Source organism: Polaribacter sp. P097 (genome assembly GCF_036864555.1).
Lineage (GTDB): Bacteria > Bacteroidota > Bacteroidia > Flavobacteriales > Flavobacteriaceae > Polaribacter.
Genome location: NZ_JAZETJ010000002.1, coordinates 774,018 through 791,163, shown reverse-complemented (window position 1 = coordinate 791,163; position 17,146 = coordinate 774,018). Strand labels below are relative to the sequence as shown.

The window sequence follows — 17,146 nt, the reverse complement described above, 5'->3', positions numbered from 1 at the left end:
TCTTTTTTCATTAAATTTTACGGGATAACGTCACTTTTTTATGATCATTATCTGAAGATGCTACCTTTTGTAAAGCAACATCTAATGGATTCTGTATTTGCATTAAATCTTTTCTTTTAACATGCGTGTAAATCATTGTCGTTTCTGGCCTTGAATGCCCTAATAATGATTGTATATATCTTATATCAACACCATTTTCTAACAAATGGGTAGCATAACTATGCCTTAAAGTATGAGGCGTTACAGCTCTATGAATTCCTGCTTTTTTACAACTTTTCTTTAAAAAAGCCCTAACAGAGCTGGCACTGTACTTTTCACCTTTTATACCCTCAACAAAAAATTCTTTAGGTTCATAAGAAAAGTAGTAATTCTTTAATAAAGGCATAAAACTTTCGGCTAAACTAACATACCTATCTTTTCTACCTTTGCCACTCTTAACAATCAATTGTTTTCTTTCTAAATGAAAGTCTTTTAGTTTTAAGTTTATTAACTCGCTAATTCGTAAACCACAAGAATAGAGTAGGGCTATAATTGCTCTATGCTTTAAATTTGTTGTTACACTTATAATGCGTAAAACTTCTTCTTGAGATAGCACTGATGGTAGTTTCTTAGATTTTTTAGGTCGGGTTAATTCTATATCATTAATTTTAGTTGATGGATAATAGGTAGTAAAGATTTTTAAAGCGCTAATAAATTGTCTTTGAGAACTTACAGAGTAATTACGTTCTATAAACACCTTTTCTATAAAAAGTTCAACATCTCTATTATCCAAATCGCTCCAAGCCTTCTTGGAATGAAAATTAATAAAATCTGCAATAAAAAAAGTATAAGTTTTAAGCGTGCTTTCACTGTATCTTTTACCTTTCATATAAAGATAAAATCCATTCAAGAGTTTCTTTTCGGGTTCGCTCAAATTACGAGTAAACAATTGTTTTTTAGACAACTTAGAGGTGTCTAATTCAGCAATGTTTTTAAATAAGTTTTCTAAAATAGTTAAGTTTTCTGGGCTTGCTGAAATATACCAACAGGCCAGACTTTTACTCCAATAAATATGTGGTGTACATTTTAATGTATTGATAAGCTGCTGATGATAATCGAACTGAATTAATATTTTTAATTCTTTTCGATGAGTTTTATGTACAAGTATTACTTTGGGTAAGTTTGACAATTTTTCTTTTTTTAGCAGTCTAAATATAAGAAAAAAAATGATTATTTAATTGATTTTAAAAGTTTGATTTTCAGTATTTAAAAATGTGTTAATTTGCATGCGGACGTAACTTTGATTGTGTCCTGATTCAATTTGAGTTGCATCAGCATGCGATTAAAGTTGCGTCAGGGCTCATTTTTGAAAGCTATTTTATATAGTTCAAAATGAGCTGAAGAATAGTTTTTAGAAATAAAAAAACTCGATCAACATTTGTTAATCGAGTTTTATATAAATGTCTTGTAAATTTTTTAGAATCTAAACTCTAAACCTGCATACGCTCCAAAAGGATGCCCAGGTCTTAAGCCTGCAGGAACTCTAGAAACTGCATAAGTTTCATCTAGCAAGTTAATAATATTTGCAGTTAAATTTAAGTTTTTAGTTACATAGTACTTACCTGATACATCAACAATGAAGTTAGAATCTACACGTTCTGAATCTGCAATGGCTCCAGATCCTGCTAAGGTTCTAAACTCCCCATTGAAACGTCCATTAAAGTTTAATTCAAATTTGGTGTGTTCTAAAGAAAAGCCAACATTAAACTGGTGCTTTGGTATGTATGGCAATTCATCACCTACAGTTACTGTACCCCATAAATCATTAGAACTACCAAAACTGTTTTGAAACTCGGTATTTGTATATGTGTAGCCAAAAGATAATGGTAAAGACAAGGCAGCATTTGCTTTTGCAAAATTATAGTTTACCAATAATTCTAATCCGTTTACATTAACCTCACCAGCATTAAATTGATCTAAGGAACCTGTACCACCTGTTGCAGCCAAATCGCTTCCTAATAAATTAGAATAATCGTTAAAGAAACCAACTACTTCACCAGAAATACCCAAGAAATTAAAACGAGTTCCTAATTCATAGTTAATACTTTCTTCTGGCTTTTGACCATCTTGATTTCCTGGAGGTGAAAATCCTTTGTGAATTCCTCCAAAAATTGAGAAGTCATTACTAAATTTATAGTTAGTACCAATTCCAGGTATAAAAACGTCTACATTGTTTTCTCTTTCAGATAAATTTACACCTGTTCTATCAACATCACTTTTACCATAATCTTGTCTTTTTAAAGAGATGTTTTCATAACGTAAACCTGGGGTAAATGTCCAGTTGTTGTACTTTAATCTATAAGTGATAAAAGAAGCAAAGGCATTTGCACTAGATATTCTGTTGGCATCTGTACCAGGTATGCCTGCAGTTGTCAATGCTAAATCTCCAGTATTAGAGATACTATATTGGTCTACCCATTGAAAACGATCTTCTTCATCATAATGAAAACGAACACCAAATTCAATATCATGAAAAGCATCACCATTATACCAGTGATAATCAAATTTTGACTGTATACCTTGTGAGTAGTATGCTCTGTTATTTGCTTTAACACCAATGGCATCTGCTCCAGAATTTACACTTCCGTTTACAATAGCAAAATGATCTGATAGTGTATTAGGGGCTTCTAAAATGTTTGCAATAGATTGTTTATCGCCATTAAAAGTAATATCGTTTAATTTATACCAATTTCTAGAAAAGTTGTTACGATAAGCTGTTGTGGTTAAACGAACATTATTCGAAAAATCAGCTTTATGTGTTATAGCATATTGAGTATGATCTGTGGTCATTTTATCTTCATTAGAAGATGCATACCTAGAAAACGGATTGGCATTAAAATCTGCTTCCGTTAATCCTAAATACGTTTCATTACCTACTTCATCTGAGTACTGAAATTTAAACTCTAAAGATTGTTTAACGCTTGCATTAGGAAATAGATTTACAGAGAATTTTGCAACAACATCATTCTTGTCAAAACCTGTATCTTTTCCACTTGGTAAAGTTTTAAATCCATCTGAACCATAGTTTAAATATTCTACCATATACCCAAAAGTGTTGTTTCCTCCACCCACTTTTGCATGCAATTGTTGTGAGTTAAAACTACCATAGCTCGCTCTAATTTTTCCTCCAAATTCAGTCGGAATTTGAGATGAAATCATATTAATAGCTCCACCAGTTGTAAATGGTCCATATTGCACTTGACTACTACCTTTTAATACTTCTACAGCTTCCATTCTTGCAATTGTAGGAAAATAATAGGCAGAAGAAGCACTATAGGGTGCAGGTGCTATTAAAATACCATCTTCCATAATTGTAATTTTAGAACTACGTTCTGGAGAGGTACCTCTTAAACTAATATTTGGTCTTAAACCAAAACCATCTTCTTCATAAATAGAAACACCAGGTACTGTTCTTAACGCTCTATTTACATCTGTAAAACTAAATTTCTGTAATTCTTTTGGTGATAAATAATAAGCAGAACCTGTTCTGTTTTTTGCTACATATTTGTTACCAAAAATTGCAGTAGTAGAAATGATAACTTCGTCTAATTGTTGAATAGAATCTAAAGTCTTTGCTACTGCTTTCTTTTCTTGAGCGTTGATTGTTAACGTGATAAGTAATAAAATTAATACTGCTACCTTCTTCATTTTATTTAGATTAAGTATAAATAGTTTTTAAATCGGATGCAAATGTACAACCTCATAACAGTTTTTCCAAAGCTTATTTAGAATAAATTAAAATAAAATATCAGAATTATTCAAATTGATGAGAAAAGGCCTGAGAATCAAAAGAAAACGAATAAAGCATAAAATTAAATTAGTTTACAATCATTATATATCGTAAATTTGCTCGCAATTATATCTTAATTGCCACATGATCGCACACGAAAACAAAATTTTAGGAGAAGGTCTTACTTATGATGACGTACTTCTAGTTCCAGCATTCTCAGAAGTCTTACCTAGAGAAGTTAGTATTCAAACAAAATTTACTAGAAACATTACTATTAATGTACCAATTGTATCTGCTGCTATGGATACTGTAACAGAATCTTCTTTGGCCATAGCCATAGCAAGAGAAGGTGGTATTGGTGTTTTACATAAGAATATGACTACAGAGCAACAAGCTCAAGAAGTTCGTAAAGTAAAACGTGCAGAAAGTGGTATGATTCTAGATCCTGTAACACTTCAAATGGATGCTACTGTTTTAGATGCAAAATTAAGCATGAAAGAACACAGTATTGGTGGTATACCTATTGTTGATAAAGAAGGTACATTAAAAGGTATAGTTACCAACAGAGATTTACGATTCGAGCATAAAAATAAAAGACCTATAGTAGAAGTAATGACCAGTGAAAACTTGGTTACTGCAGATGTTGGTACGTCTTTAAAAGATGCTGAGAAAATTTTGCAAAACTATAAGATTGAGAAGCTTTTAATTGTTGATGCAGATTATAAATTAAAAGGATTAATCACCTTTAGAGATATTACTAAAGTTACACAAAAGCCAATTGCCAATAAAGATTCTTTTGGTAGATTAAGAGTAGCTGCTGCTTTAGGAGTTACTGCAGATGCTGTAGATAGAGCTTCTGCTTTAGTAAAAGCGGGTGTAGATGCTGTAATTATAGATACAGCTCATGGGCATACAGCTGGAGTGGTTAAAGTATTAAAAGCGGTTAAGGATAAATTTCCTGATTTAGATGTTGTTGTTGGTAATATTGCAACTGCAGAAGCAGCTAAATATTTAGTAGAGGCTGGTGCAGATGCTGTAAAAGTAGGTATTGGTCCTGGTTCTATTTGTACAACAAGAGTTGTGGCAGGAGTTGGGTTTCCTCAATTTTCTGCGGTTTTAGAGGTGGCAAACGCTATAAAAGGCAGTGGTGTTCCTGTGATTGCAGATGGTGGAATTCGTTATACAGGTGATATTCCTAAAGCAATTGCTGCAGGTGCAGATTGTGTAATGTTAGGCTCATTGCTAGCTGGTACAAAAGAATCTCCAGGAGAAACAATTATTTACGAAGGAAGAAAATTCAAATCATACAGAGGTATGGGGTCTGTGGAAGCTATGAAACAAGGTTCTAAAGATAGATATTTCCAAGATGTTGAAGATGATATTAAAAAATTAGTACCAGAAGGTATTGTAGGTAGAGTACCTTATAAAGGCGAATTATTTGAGAGTATTCACCAATTTATAGGTGGTTTGCGAGCTGGTATGGGATATTGTGGAGCTAAAAATATAGAAACGTTAAAAGAAACAGGTAGATTTGTAAGAATCACAGCTAGTGGAATTAATGAAAGCCATCCTCATGATGTAGCTATTACAAAAGAAGCACCTAATTATAGTAGGAGGTAAGCTAACTCAATTAGATATATTTAAAACTTTTCTTGATGATGTATTCATTAAGAAAAGTTTTTTTATTGCTAAAATTCTGTTAATCCAAAAATTTCTTGTAACAAACTTTAAAACAAAACGTCATATAAATGATTGCAATAAGCGGTTTAAATTGTAGTTATAATTTTATAGCACAACCACCTTATATACCAATCATATTAGTTAGTTTTTAATAGTTTGTTAAGAGTCAGTGGCATTTAATGCTTCTGGCTCTTTTCAATTAAGTTTTTTAGTTCTTTTTAGTGGGAATTTTATCTCTTTCTATCTTACCTTTTTTCAAGGCTTTGTAGTTTTCATAACAGTCTAAAACCGCTTCAATCATTTGTAAGTCAGAGGCTTTTCTAATAAAATATTCAGAGTAGTTACAATCTGTAAGCAATTCACTCAACTCTTGTCTGTCCATATCAAGGTATTCCATCATAACCTCTCTATCAAACTTACCAGATAACATTTTTCTTAAATCATCTTCCTTTTTAAGCTTTTGTAACTTTTTAAGTTGTTTTGGTTTTTTACCAAACAGATTGTACAAATAATCTACTGGTTGAAATAGGGCAGCTAAAGGTGAAGAAAAGTCTCTTTTCTGTGGCTTACCAACCTCATAAGTTTGTCTTAACCCATTTATATGAATTCTTGTAAATCTATCTTTAGGTACTTGTTTTACATCAATTTCTAAAACTCCTATTAATTTGGTAGACTTTATAACAACTTCCTTAATTTCTTGAGGCTTTTCGTACAAAGCAATCTCTAGCTCATTACCTTTTAATAAATCATTAGTTATTTTCAGTTTTATAGATGAAAATCCAAGATAAGAAACAAGAATTGTATCATTAACACTTGTAGGTAATTCAAAAAAACCTTTATCATTAGTGATGGTTCCTTGTACTGTATTTAAATTTAATACATGAGCAGCACTTAAAGCATCATTGGTATCAGCATGAATAATCTGACCTTTAAGAATGGTTTTTTGAATACTGTCATTTTGAGAAAATGCATTTAGCGTGAATACAAAACTCAATAAAAAGATAATTTTTCGCATAAAAACAAAATTAAGTATTAAACGCGGTATAAAGGTTAATATTTTGTGAAGAAGTAGAAAAAAGAGGCAAAAAGTGCGCACGAGAAGATTCGAACTTCCACAAACTTACGTTTACAGCCCCCTCAAGGCTGCGCGTCTACCAGTTTCGCCACGTGCGCTTTGTATTTGGAAAACAAAAAAGTTAAGCAAATGCTTAACTTTTTCTCTTGTGACCGGGCTGGGGCTCGAACCCAGGACCCTCTCCTTAAAAGGGAGATGCTCTACCAACTGAGCTACCAGGTCAAAAATTAACAGGTGCAAATATACTATCAATCTTTGAAATTGAAATAGAAAAAGCATAAATTTTTATCGATATTTGTAGAAAATTACAAATTATGAAAATTGTCTTGTTAGGTTATATGGCTTCAGGTAAATCTAGTATTGGTAAAAGATTGGCTAAATCTTTAAATATCAGTTTTATAGATTTAGATGATTATATTATTGAAAAAGAAAATTCATCTATCGATGAAATTTTTAGCTCTAAAGGAGAAATTTATTTTAGAAAAATAGAACATGTTTACTTAAGAGAAATTCTAGATAACGAAAAAAACTTTATTCTAGCTTTAGGTGGGGGCACTCCTTGTTATGCAAATAATATGGATCTTATAAATAACAGTGCAGCAACATCTATTTACTTGCAGGGCAATGTGCCAACTTTGGTGGAAAGATTAATTAAAAAGAAAGCAAAAAGACCTTTGGTTGCCTCTTTATCTGATGAACAAATACCAGAATTTGTAGCGAAACATCTTTTTGAAAGGAGGGCGTTTTATGAACAGGCAGAAATGATTTTTAAAATAGATCAAAAATCAAAGAAAGCAGTTGCCAAAGAAATTGAAGGTGTGTTGCTACTACATTAAATAAGCCTTAGCTTCGAGATCAGAAAAATCTACTTGAATATGTTCTTTAATAGAGGTTGATAGAGATACCCCTTTAAAATCTGCTTTTACAGGGTATTTTTTATGATTTCTGTTTACTAGAACCGCAGTTTTAAATCGCTTTAAAGGCACGTCTAAAAAATGCTTTACACCATATATTAAGGTGGTTCCTGAGTTTAGAACATCATCAACTAAAACTAGCGATTTATTTTTATAATCTTCTACTTTTAAAGAAGTTGTAATTGGTTCTAATGGTTTTTTCTTATTGATAGTAACTTCACAAATGGTAACCTTTAAATTAGAAATTTCGGTTAGTGTAGCTACTAATTTTTCTGCAAAAATATATCCATTACCAATAATACCTGCTATAATAACTTCAGTTTCATTACTATTGCTTTCAAAAATTTGATATGCAATTCGCTTTATTTTTTGATTAATTTGTACGTTGTCTAAAATTATATTGCTCTCAGTTGTCATTATTCTTCAGTATTATCTGTAAAACCTTCTATATCTCTTCTATCTTTTTTAGTTGGTCTGCCTGTACCTTTTTTACGGTAATAATCTTTTGAGTACTTTAATAACTCATTTTTCTGAAACTCTTCTTTAGGAGTTACGTCTTTTCGATACAGATCTACCAATTTTGCACCAACTCTACTCTCAGGTAAATCTAAAACTTTTATTTGATAATTGATTTGATTTTTTCGAACTCTTATAAGTTCATTACCAAACACCTCTTTAGAGGGTTTAATATTCGCATCATTAATCTTTACTTGCCCTTTTTTACAAGCATTTGTAGCCAAACTTCTTGTCTTAAAAAGTCGAATACACCATAAGTATTTATCAATTCTCATAAAAAAAGTTAAAATATAGGTTTTGTCTTTTTACAAAGGTATAAAAATGGTAAATTGCGCGCTCAAATTTAAGCTATAAATGATAAAATTTAGAAATATAATTGTAGTTCTTGTACTATCAGTTTTAATATATGCATGTGGAGATGATGGTTTTTTAGTGAATCCGTTTGCAGATGTAAACCATATAGAACTTGCAAAAACAGATAACGACTCTATTGTAAAGTTTTTGCAGAACCATTATTATGATAAAGATTTAGATTCTGTAAAGCCTTTAGTAGATGGTGAAACAGCAATGATAAACGATGTTTCTAGTTTAAGAACTTTAGATATTACAGAAAACACTATTGATTATAAGTTATATGTTTATATAGCAAGACAAGGTGATTCTGGTGCAGATCCTGATAAAGGTTTTCCAACTAGTGTAGATTCTGTTTTTGTAAAATATGATGGAAGAACAATGGGAGGTACTACTTTTTCTGAAACTAGCTTTGACAGCAATATCTCCGGTATTTGGTTTACCCTAGTGAACGTAATTAGAGGTTGGTCTTATGGTTTTACACAGGCAAAAGGAGGTGAACTAAAGAAAGACGCAAATGGAGGTCCTTTTAATGGGCCTGTAACCTATTTAAATGGGGCAAAAGGTGTTTTATTTATTCCTTCTGGTTTGGCTTATCCATCATCTAACGTAAACAATCAAACAAATTCACTGGTAGATACAAATTTAATGTTCTATTTTGATTTATTAACTATTGTACCAGATACTGATCATGACAATGATGGTGTACCATCAATAACTGAAGATGTGGATGGAGATGGAATTGTTACTAACGATGATACAGATGAAGATGGTTTTCCTAACTATTTTGATGTTGATGATGATGGTGATGGTGTTTTTACTATAGATGAAGATGCTAACAATGATGGAGACCCAACTAACGATTTTAGTGATCCTAATAACCCTGATTTACCAGATTATTTAAATCCGGACATTAATTAGAATTTTTCTAATTGAATCCAATAAAAAAGCGCTTTTCATGATGATGAAAAGCGCTTTTTTTATGTTTGTACTTTTTTAATTAAGCTTATTTACTTTTACGTTTACAAGCCAATAAAGTATTCTTTAATAACATTGCAATAGTCATTGGGCCAACTCCACCTGGAACAGGAGTAATAAATTCAGACTTTTCAGCAACTTCATCAAAAGCAACATCACCAATTAATCTAAATCCTCTTTTTTTACTTGAATCTGCAATTCTAGTAATTCCAACATCAATTACAGTTACATTATCTTTTACCATATCTGCTTTAACAAATTCTGGTATACCAATAGCTGCAATAATAATGTCTGCCTGTAAGGTGATTTCTTTTAAGTTTTTAGTTCTACTATGACACATAGTAACAGTAGCGTTACCTACTTTTCTTTTTTGCGATAATAGAATACTCATAGGGCTACCTACAATATGACTTCTTCCTAAAACAACTACATGTTTTCCTGAAGTTTCTACATTATACCTTTCTAACAATTCTAAAATTCCGAATGGAGTAGCAGAAATAAAGGTTGGCAAGTTTAAAGCCATTTTACCAACATTTGTTGGATGAAAACCATCTACATCTTTATCAGGATGAACAGCCATAATAACTTTTTGCTCATCTATATGTTTTGGTAATGGTAGTTGTACTATAAACCCATCAATATCATTATCTACATTAAGAACCGCAATTTCATTTAATAAGTCTTCTTCAGAAATATCTTCTGGTAATCGTATTAAAGTAGATTCAAAACCTACACGTTCGCAAGCCTTTACTTTTGCATTTACATAGGTTATACTTGCACCATCATTACCTACAATAATTGCAGCTAAATGAGGTGTTTTATGGCCTTTATCTTTTAAATCTGTTACTTCTAAGGCTATTTCTTCTTTAATATCTGCAGAAGTTTTTTTGCCATCTAATAATATCATGTGTTGTGTTGTTGGTGTTGTTTTGTTGTATTTGTTAACGCATTCCTTGCATCATTTGCATCATTTTTTTGCCTCCACCACCTTGCATCATTTTCATCATTTTACTCATTTGATTGAATTGCTTCATTAGCTGGTTTACTTCTTGAATAGATGTACCAGAACCTTTTGCAATTCTTTTCTTTCTACTCGCATTTATAGTTGATGGTGTGCTTCTTTCTTTTGGAGTCATAGAATGTATAATTGCTTCAATTCCTTTAAAAGCATCATCGTCTATATCTACATCTTTCATGGCTTTACCTGCACCAGGAATCATACCTACCAAATCTTTCATGCTACCCATCTTTTTGATTTGCTGAATCTGATTTAAGAAATCATCAAAGCCAAACTGATTTTTAGCAATCTTCTTTTGTAGTTTTCTAGCCTCTTCTTCATCATATTGGTCTTGTGCTCTTTCTACTAAAGAAATAACATCTCCCATTCCCAAAATACGATCAGCCATCCTGTCTGGATAGAATACATCAATAGCTTCCATCTTTTCACCTGTACCAATAAATTTAATTGGTTTATTTACTACAGATTTAATAGATAGTGCAGCACCACCTCTAGTATCACCATCTAATTTGGTTAAAACAACTCCATCAAAATTTAAGATATCGTTAAAAGCTTTAGCAGTGTTAACAGCATCTTGCCCAGTCATAGAATCTACAACAAATAAGGTTTCTTGAGGTGTAATTGCTTTATGAATGTTAGAAATCTCTGTCATCATTTCTTGATCTACAGCCAAACGTCCTGCAGTATCAATTATTACAACATTTTTTCCATTTGCTTTTGCGTGTTTAATTGCATTTTGAGAAATTTCAACAGGATTATTGTTGCCAACTTCTGCATAAACTTCAACGCCAATTTGTTCACCAACTACTTGTAATTGGTTTATGGCTGCAGGTCTATAAACATCACAACCAACAAGTAAAACTTGTTTAGATTTTTTTGTTTTTAAATAGTTGGCTAATTTTCCTGAAAACGTAGTTTTACCAGAACCTTGTAAACCAGACATTAAAATTACAGTGGGTGAACCACCTAAATTTACACCAACAGTTTCACCACCCATTAATTTGGTTAGTTCGTCTTTAACCAATTTTACCATTAACTGTCCAGGGTTTAATGTAGTTAATACATCTTGCCCAATTGCTTCAGTCTGTACTTTTTTTGTAAACTCTTTGGCTATTTTAAAGTTAACATCGGCATCTAATAATGCTCTTCTAACTTCTTTTAAAGTTTCTGCAACATTAATTTCTGTAATTTGGCCATGACCTTTTAGGGTGTGTAAGGCTTTATCTAATTTATCACTTAAATTATTAAACATAATTTGTATTCGTTTTTTGGAAACACAAATTTACAAATTACTGTTCGCTTATAAAAATTTAAAAACCTAATCTCTCTTTAAAAAAAGACTAGCTAAAAAGTTGATTAAATGAATGAAAATAGATACAAGAAATAGAAAAAATGAGATTAGAAACAAGCTGTTTAAATCGAAACCTAAGAGGGTTTCCGTTTGTAAGTTTCCTGTTTCATCTAAATTAAAAATGGCGTACAAATAGGGTAGAAGCGCAATTATTTGAAGTAAAATATGTAAAATAGTTAATATATTTTGAGGTGATTTATTTGCCCAGTTTAATGCTAAATAATTTAACCCAATTAAACCAAAATAGACTGCAGAAACATAACACCAAAAATCTACATTGATTAAATAATATATGTAAGAAATACTAACATCAATAGGAACATTTCGTTTTACAAACCCAAGAATTAAAAAAACTGGGATTAAATAAAAAAAGAAGAGATGGGGTTTGGTAATAAATTTTTTCAACTAGTAATATAATTTTAAGGAATCTAAATGGTGTTCTGTGTGATGTGCTGTCCACATAATTATTTCTCTAACAGTCATTTTACCCATTAGAGGATGAGGGAGTATTAAGGTGTCTAAGTTCTTTTCGCTAATTTTTTTGGTTTTGTATTGCAATTTCTTTTGCTGAATTTGATATCGAGTTAACAAACGATCTCTTTGTTTTAAGCTTGGTGTCTTTAAATCTTTATTAAATTTTGCAGCTCTTTCTTTATTGGCTAGTAACTTCTCTTGATATTTGTTTGCTACAGTTTCGTAATCTCTGCTTTCTCTATTGGCAACACCAAATTTATATTTAATGAAAAATCGCGGATAACTTAAAGCATTGTTCAATAATTGAATGCTATTTACCAGATGTAAAATATGCTGACCAACAGTCCATTTACCTTCTGGAGCTTCCATCCAGATCGCTCTTGGTTGTTCTTTTAACCACTCAAAAAGTTCTGCATGTTTCTGTTCTAACAAGTCTGCAATGTCAACTTTATCCATCCTTCCAATATTAGTTACTAAAAGTATGAAAATTAATTAGATTCAGCATTATGATCAAGAATTTCAATCTCTAAATTCAAAAAAAACTCATTAGATAGAAATATCTAGTGAGTTTTAAAATTCGTGAAGTACAAAAACCTTATTCTTTTGGTATAAAGTTTAAAGCTACTCCATTAATACAATGACGCTTTCCTGTTGTTTTAGCTGGGCCATCATCAAAAGAATGCCCTAAATGACCACCACATGTGTTGCACTTTAATTCTGTTCTGGCATAACCAATTTTATAATCTACATCTAACTCAACATTGCCTTTTATTGCTCTATCAAAGGAAGGCCAACCTGTACCAGAATCAAACTTATGTTCTGATTTGTATAAAGGAGTTTTACATGCTGCACATACAAATGTGCCCTCTTTGTAGTTCTTGTTTAAAGGACTTGTGAAAGGTCTTTCTGTGCCTGCTTCTCTTAAAACATAATATTCTTGAGGAGATAAAAGTTTTTTCCACTCAGCATTTGTTTTTTCAACTTTATACGTTTTTTTATCTTTCTTTTTTGATTCTTGCGCATTTCCTGCACAACTAATAATTAAAACGAATAGAAATAAACTTGCTATTTTTTTCATGTGTGTTCTTTTATAAATTTTACAATTCTTAATGATATATTGTTATTCCTTAAAATTTTTGTGTGACCTAATCCATTAGTGATTAAAAGTGCACCCTTTTGTAAACTTTGACGAATATTTATGGCACAACTTACAGCTACATCTCCATCTAAAACATCATGAACAATAAAAGAAGGAATACTTACTTTTTTTGCAGTTATACTTGTTGAATTGTCATCTAAACGAATGCCTAATTTTTTCTCAAATAGCGCTATAAATTTATTAGCAAACGAAGTATTCAATCCTATGTTTTTAATGAAGTTATAAAATATATCTGATACTTTGTCTGCAGCACCAATAGTTACTAAACATTTAAAAGCATTACAATCGGCTTGTACGTTCATCAAAACCATACCTCCAAAAGAATGTCCAATAGCAGCATCAAATGGTCCAAATTCTTTTTGAATACCCTTTACGCAATCTATATATTCAATTAAGTTTGTTGAATTACCTGAGGATGAACCATGTGCAGGTGCATCAAAAGAAATTACCATATAACCTTGTTCTAGTAAATGATTGGCAATCATAAAAAGTTGGGTAGATCTACCTGACCAGCCATGAGCAAGCAAAACTTTCTTATCTGAAAAACCATAGGAAATAATTTGAATGGTTTTATCGATTTCCTTACAATAAAATTTCTTTTTTTGAGAACTGGCTAACATGCCTAATTCTCTTTCTGGCCTTGAAAATTGAATAGGAGTTGCAAATAACTTACTTATAACAAAAAGAGTTAATCTAGTAGATATTGCATTTAAGAATTTTATACCAATCTTTACAATCTTTGGAATGGCCAAATTAGATGAAAATTTTGGTTGTTTAAAAAACTGTTTCATGAATTACAAAATCAAATAGGTTCTTTTAATTTTCAATACAGCACAAATATTGGTTAATTAATTAATAAATTGCAGTCATTAACCGAAAAAATATTGAACAATGAAGAAAATAATGACTTTAGTACTTACCGTTTTTCTATTTGTAGAATGTAGTACAGTGCCAATTACAGGTAGAAAAAGAGTAAACTTTGTAAGTGACTCTCAGGTATTACCAGCAAGTTTTGCACAGTACAATACATTTTTAGAAGAGAATAAACTATCTACTAACAGAGCTATGAGCAACCAAGTACAAAGTGTTGGTGTAAAAATTTCTGAGGCCGTAGATCGTTTTATGCGTGCTAATAATATGGTAGAAGAAGCTAATGCATATAAATGGGAATTTAACTTGGTAGAAGACAATACAGTAAATGCTTGGTGTTTGCCAGGTGGAAAAGTAGTTTTTTATACAGGCATTATGCCAATATGTGATAATGAAGATGGAGTAGCTGCAGTAATGGGGCATGAGGTGGCACATGCATTTGCAAAACATGGCCAGGAAAGAATGTCTCAAGGTCAATTGCAACAAATTGGTGGTTTAGCAGTAGCTTTAGGAACATCTAGTCAAAACCCAGAAACACAACAATTATGGAACACAGCTTTTGGTATTGGTTCTGGATTGGGAATGTTAAAATTTAGTAGAACTCATGAAGAAGAAGCAGATAGATTGGGCTTAGTGTTTATGATTATGGCTGGTTATGATGGTACAGAAGCTGCAGAAGTTTGGGTTAGAATGAGCCAAAGAGCTGGAGGAGGAAGTCAAGGACCAGAAATTTTAAGTACACACCCACACAATGCATCTAGAATACAAGATTTAAGATCGTATTTACCAACTGCTAGAAAATTAGCAGCACAATACAACACTCCTGTAAAAAGTTAAGAATTGTAAGAAATAAAATTTCTATATTGTAACCGCTCAAAATTTGTTTTGAGCGGTTTTTTTATAAAATAAAATATATGTTTAAAAAAGGTGATCAAAAACTGATAAATGCTTGGGCATTTTATGATTGGGCAAACTCAGTATATTCTTTGGTAATTAGTACAGCTGTGTTTCCTTTATACTATAGTGCAGTTACAGAAGGTGAAACCGTTTCTTTTTTAGGCATGGACTGGGATCATCCAGATAGTTTATACAGTTATGCATTGTCATTTTCGTTTCTAGTGGTCGCTTTTATTTCTCCAATTTTATCAGGTATTGCAGATTATACAGGAAGCAAAAAGAAATTTATGAAATTCTTCTGCTTTCTAGGGAGTTTATCTGTAATGAGCTTGTACTTTTTTGATGGTTTAGATACAGTATGGATTGGTATTGTATTCACAATTTTAGCCAGTATTGGTTTTTGGGCAAGTTTGGTTTTCTACAATGCATATTTGCCTGAAGTAGCTCACCCAGAACAACAAGATAGAGCAAGTGCTAAAGGATTTATGTATGGTTATGTGGGGTCTATCATTTTGTTGATTATCAATTTAATAATGATTCAAAAGCCAGATTTATTTGGTATTTCTGCTTCTTTAGCTTCTAGACTTTCTTTTGTTATGGTAGGTTTATGGTGGTTGGGTTTTGCTCAAATCACTTTTAAAAGATTACCTGATGATATTTATAACAAAAAACCAGAGAAAGACTACATATGGAAAGGTTTTAGAGAGTTAAAAATAGTCTCTAAAGAAATTGTGAATTATCCAACCTTAAAACGTTTTTTAATCTCTTTTTTCTTGTTAAGTGTAGGTGTACAAACTATTATTTTATTGGCAACCATTTTTGGTTCAACAGAATTAGGTTTGGCTACTATCGATTTAATTGTAACCGTACTTTTAATTCAAATTGTAGCCATTTTAGGTGCTTTTTTATTTTCTAGATTGTCTGAAAGTAAAGGTAATTTCTTCGCACTTAAGGTTACTATTGTTATTTGGATGGTAGTATGTTTCTGCGCTTTTCTTTTGCACAAAGATTTGCCAAATGTTTCTATTTACTTTTATTCTTTAGGAGCAATTTTAGGGTTGGTTTTAGGAGCAATTCAATCATTAACAAGATCTACTTATTCTAAATTGTTACCAGAAACAGAAGATCATGCAACCTATTTTAGTTTTTACGATGTAACAGAAAAGATTGCGATTGTATTAGGAACCTTTGTATATGGTTTGCTTTACGCAATTACAGATTCTATGCAATGGTCTGTATTATGTTTGGCGTTTTTCTTTTTAGCGTCCTTTATTATTTTAAGTACATTAAAACGTACTAAATATGTTAGCTAAAAAATAATCTTCGAATTAAGATATACACAAAGATTAAACCAGTATAAATGATAAAAAAAGGAATTATAATTTCTTTTAAATCTAATACTAGCAATGTACTAATAATAAGTAGCTGAAAGCCTAAACCAAAAGTAGAAATGCAAGACATTAACCAATTTGGTAATGGTTTTCCATTGGGTGCATTTCTATCTAAAGCATAAATGATTTCATCAAAAATTCCATATAATTTCTTGTAGATATTGAATAAGATATTTACCGATTTCTGAGTTTCACCTTTTAAGGCTTTAGGTGTAGTATCTTCAAAAACTCTACTAGTTGTATCACCATTAAAACGATTTCTCAAAATTACATAATAATAATTGTATAAAGTACCCTGCAATTGAATACCAAAAAAGGCCAATAAAGCGAATACAATGTTGATGTTCGTTAATTGCCAAATGGTTATAATAATGATAAAATTAAGAATAATATCTGCTATAGAATCAAAAAAACGACCTGTATAAGAAGGGGTATTTTTAATTCTAGCAAGTTCGCCATCTGCTGCATCTAAAATAGATTTAAATATGATAAAAAAAGCAGCAACAAAATAATAACTTTCAAATATGAAATACACACCTAAAAGTCCAGAAACTATAAAAGCAATGGTTACTTCAATAGGAGTTATGTTAGTGTTTTTTAGTGATTTGGCAATCATTTTGGCAACAGGTCTGCCATAATCAGATAAATCTAGAAATTGATATTCTTTAGGTAATTTAGACATAAAATGCTTTTGAAATGAGCA

The 17,146-nt window shown here is 31.4% G+C and carries 17 protein-coding genes and 2 tRNA genes; 5 read left to right on the top strand and 14 right to left on the bottom strand.

Annotated features, from left to right (window positions below; all coding sequences use genetic code 11):
* Window positions 1-10: 10 nt before the first annotated feature.
* Both xerA and V7R38_RS10900 read right to left on the bottom strand, forming a co-directional pair.
* Complete coding sequence (gene xerA / locus V7R38_RS10905; protein WP_334058372.1) at window positions 11-1,168, bottom strand: site-specific tyrosine recombinase/integron integrase; 1,158 nt, start codon at window positions 1,166-1,168, stop codon at window positions 11-13.
* Window positions 1,169-1,455: 287 nt separating this feature from the next.
* On the bottom strand, window positions 1,456-3,687 hold the full coding sequence (locus V7R38_RS10900) for a TonB-dependent receptor family protein (protein ID WP_334058370.1): 2,232 nt from the start codon (window positions 3,685-3,687) through the stop codon (window positions 1,456-1,458).
* Window positions 3,688-3,913: 226 nt separating this feature from the next.
* Between V7R38_RS10900 and guaB the strand changes: the two genes are divergently transcribed.
* Window positions 3,914-5,389 carry an IMP dehydrogenase gene (gene guaB, locus V7R38_RS10895; protein ID WP_334058368.1) on the top strand — a complete coding sequence of 492 codons (1,476 nt, stop codon included), beginning with the start codon at window positions 3,914-3,916 and terminating at the stop codon, window positions 5,387-5,389.
* Between the two features lie 268 nt (window positions 5,390-5,657).
* Here the strand turns inward: guaB and V7R38_RS10890 are convergent, their stop codons facing one another.
* From V7R38_RS10890 to V7R38_RS10880, 3 genes are all read right to left on the bottom strand, one after another.
* Window positions 5,658-6,464: a carboxypeptidase-like regulatory domain-containing protein gene (locus V7R38_RS10890; RefSeq protein ID WP_334058366.1), complete on the bottom strand. Its 807-nt coding sequence runs from the start codon at window positions 6,462-6,464 to the stop codon at window positions 5,658-5,660.
* A gap of 74 nt (window positions 6,465-6,538) precedes the next feature.
* Window positions 6,539-6,622 (bottom strand) — tRNA-Leu (locus V7R38_RS10885).
* A 51-nt stretch (window positions 6,623-6,673) separates the two neighbouring features.
* A tRNA-Lys gene (locus V7R38_RS10880) sits at window positions 6,674-6,746 on the bottom strand.
* A 92-nt stretch (window positions 6,747-6,838) separates the two neighbouring features.
* Between V7R38_RS10880 and V7R38_RS10875 the strand changes: the two genes are divergently transcribed.
* Window positions 6,839-7,360 (top strand): shikimate kinase, encoded by a 522-nt coding sequence (locus V7R38_RS10875; RefSeq protein ID WP_334058364.1) that lies wholly within the window; start codon window positions 6,839-6,841, stop codon window positions 7,358-7,360.
* Here V7R38_RS10875 and V7R38_RS10870 read toward each other — a convergent pair.
* Window positions 7,352-7,855, bottom strand: coding sequence for a phosphoribosyltransferase domain-containing protein (locus V7R38_RS10870; protein ID WP_334058362.1), 504 nt, complete (start codon window positions 7,853-7,855; stop codon window positions 7,352-7,354). The two genes, V7R38_RS10875 and V7R38_RS10870, sit on opposite strands and share 9 nt — an antisense overlap.
* Complete coding sequence (locus tag V7R38_RS10865) at window positions 7,855-8,229, bottom strand: RNA-binding S4 domain-containing protein (RefSeq protein ID WP_334058360.1); 375 nt, start codon at window positions 8,227-8,229, stop codon at window positions 7,855-7,857. Before V7R38_RS10865 ends, V7R38_RS10870 begins: the two co-directional genes overlap by 1 nt.
* A 79-nt stretch (window positions 8,230-8,308) precedes the next feature.
* On the opposite strand from V7R38_RS10865, the gene V7R38_RS10860 reads away from it, so the two are divergent.
* Entirely contained in the window at window positions 8,309-9,226 is a 918-nt protein-coding gene (locus V7R38_RS10860) for an FKBP-type peptidyl-prolyl cis-trans isomerase (RefSeq protein ID WP_334058358.1), read from the top strand.
* Between the two features lie 85 nt (window positions 9,227-9,311).
* Here the strand turns inward: V7R38_RS10860 and folD are convergent, their stop codons facing one another.
* The 6 genes from folD to V7R38_RS10830 form a co-directional block, all read right to left on the bottom strand.
* The gene (gene folD / locus V7R38_RS10855; RefSeq protein WP_015480006.1) at window positions 9,312-10,190 is read right to left on the bottom strand and encodes a bifunctional methylenetetrahydrofolate dehydrogenase/methenyltetrahydrofolate cyclohydrolase FolD; all 879 of its coding nucleotides are present in this window, start codon (window positions 10,188-10,190) and stop codon (window positions 9,312-9,314) included.
* Between the two features lie 34 nt (window positions 10,191-10,224).
* Window positions 10,225-11,553, bottom strand: a complete 1,329-nt coding sequence (gene ffh / locus V7R38_RS10850; RefSeq protein WP_015480007.1) for a signal recognition particle protein — start codon at window positions 11,551-11,553, stop codon at window positions 10,225-10,227.
* Between the two features lie 66 nt (window positions 11,554-11,619).
* Entirely contained in the window at window positions 11,620-12,057 is a 438-nt protein-coding gene (locus V7R38_RS10845; RefSeq protein ID WP_334058355.1) for a hypothetical protein, read from the bottom strand.
* The gene (locus tag V7R38_RS10840) at window positions 12,058-12,582 is read right to left on the bottom strand and encodes a DinB family protein (protein WP_015480009.1); all 525 of its coding nucleotides are present in this window, start codon (window positions 12,580-12,582) and stop codon (window positions 12,058-12,060) included.
* Window positions 12,583-12,721: 139 nt separating this feature from the next.
* Window positions 12,722-13,204, bottom strand: a complete 483-nt coding sequence (msrB, locus tag V7R38_RS10835; protein WP_015480010.1) for a peptide-methionine (R)-S-oxide reductase MsrB — start codon at window positions 13,202-13,204, stop codon at window positions 12,722-12,724.
* Window positions 13,201-14,076 (bottom strand): alpha/beta hydrolase family protein, encoded by an 876-nt coding sequence (locus V7R38_RS10830; RefSeq protein ID WP_334058352.1) that lies wholly within the window; start codon window positions 14,074-14,076, stop codon window positions 13,201-13,203. Before V7R38_RS10830 ends, msrB begins: the two co-directional genes overlap by 4 nt.
* A gap of 100 nt (window positions 14,077-14,176) precedes the next feature.
* Between V7R38_RS10830 and V7R38_RS10825 the strand changes: the two genes are divergently transcribed.
* Window positions 14,177-14,992 carry a M48 family metallopeptidase gene (locus V7R38_RS10825; protein ID WP_334058350.1) on the top strand — a complete coding sequence of 272 codons (816 nt, stop codon included), beginning with the start codon at window positions 14,177-14,179 and terminating at the stop codon, window positions 14,990-14,992.
* Window positions 14,993-15,069: 77 nt separating this feature from the next.
* A complete protein-coding gene (locus tag V7R38_RS10820) occupies window positions 15,070-16,365 on the top strand; it encodes an MFS transporter (RefSeq protein ID WP_334058348.1) in 1,296 nt (431 codons plus the stop codon).
* Here the strand turns inward: V7R38_RS10820 and V7R38_RS10815 are convergent.
* Window positions 16,358-17,125, bottom strand: coding sequence for a CDP-alcohol phosphatidyltransferase family protein (locus V7R38_RS10815; protein ID WP_334058346.1), 768 nt, complete (start codon window positions 17,123-17,125; stop codon window positions 16,358-16,360). The two genes, V7R38_RS10820 and V7R38_RS10815, sit on opposite strands and share 8 nt — an antisense overlap.
* Between the last annotated feature and the right edge of the window lie 21 nt (window positions 17,126-17,146).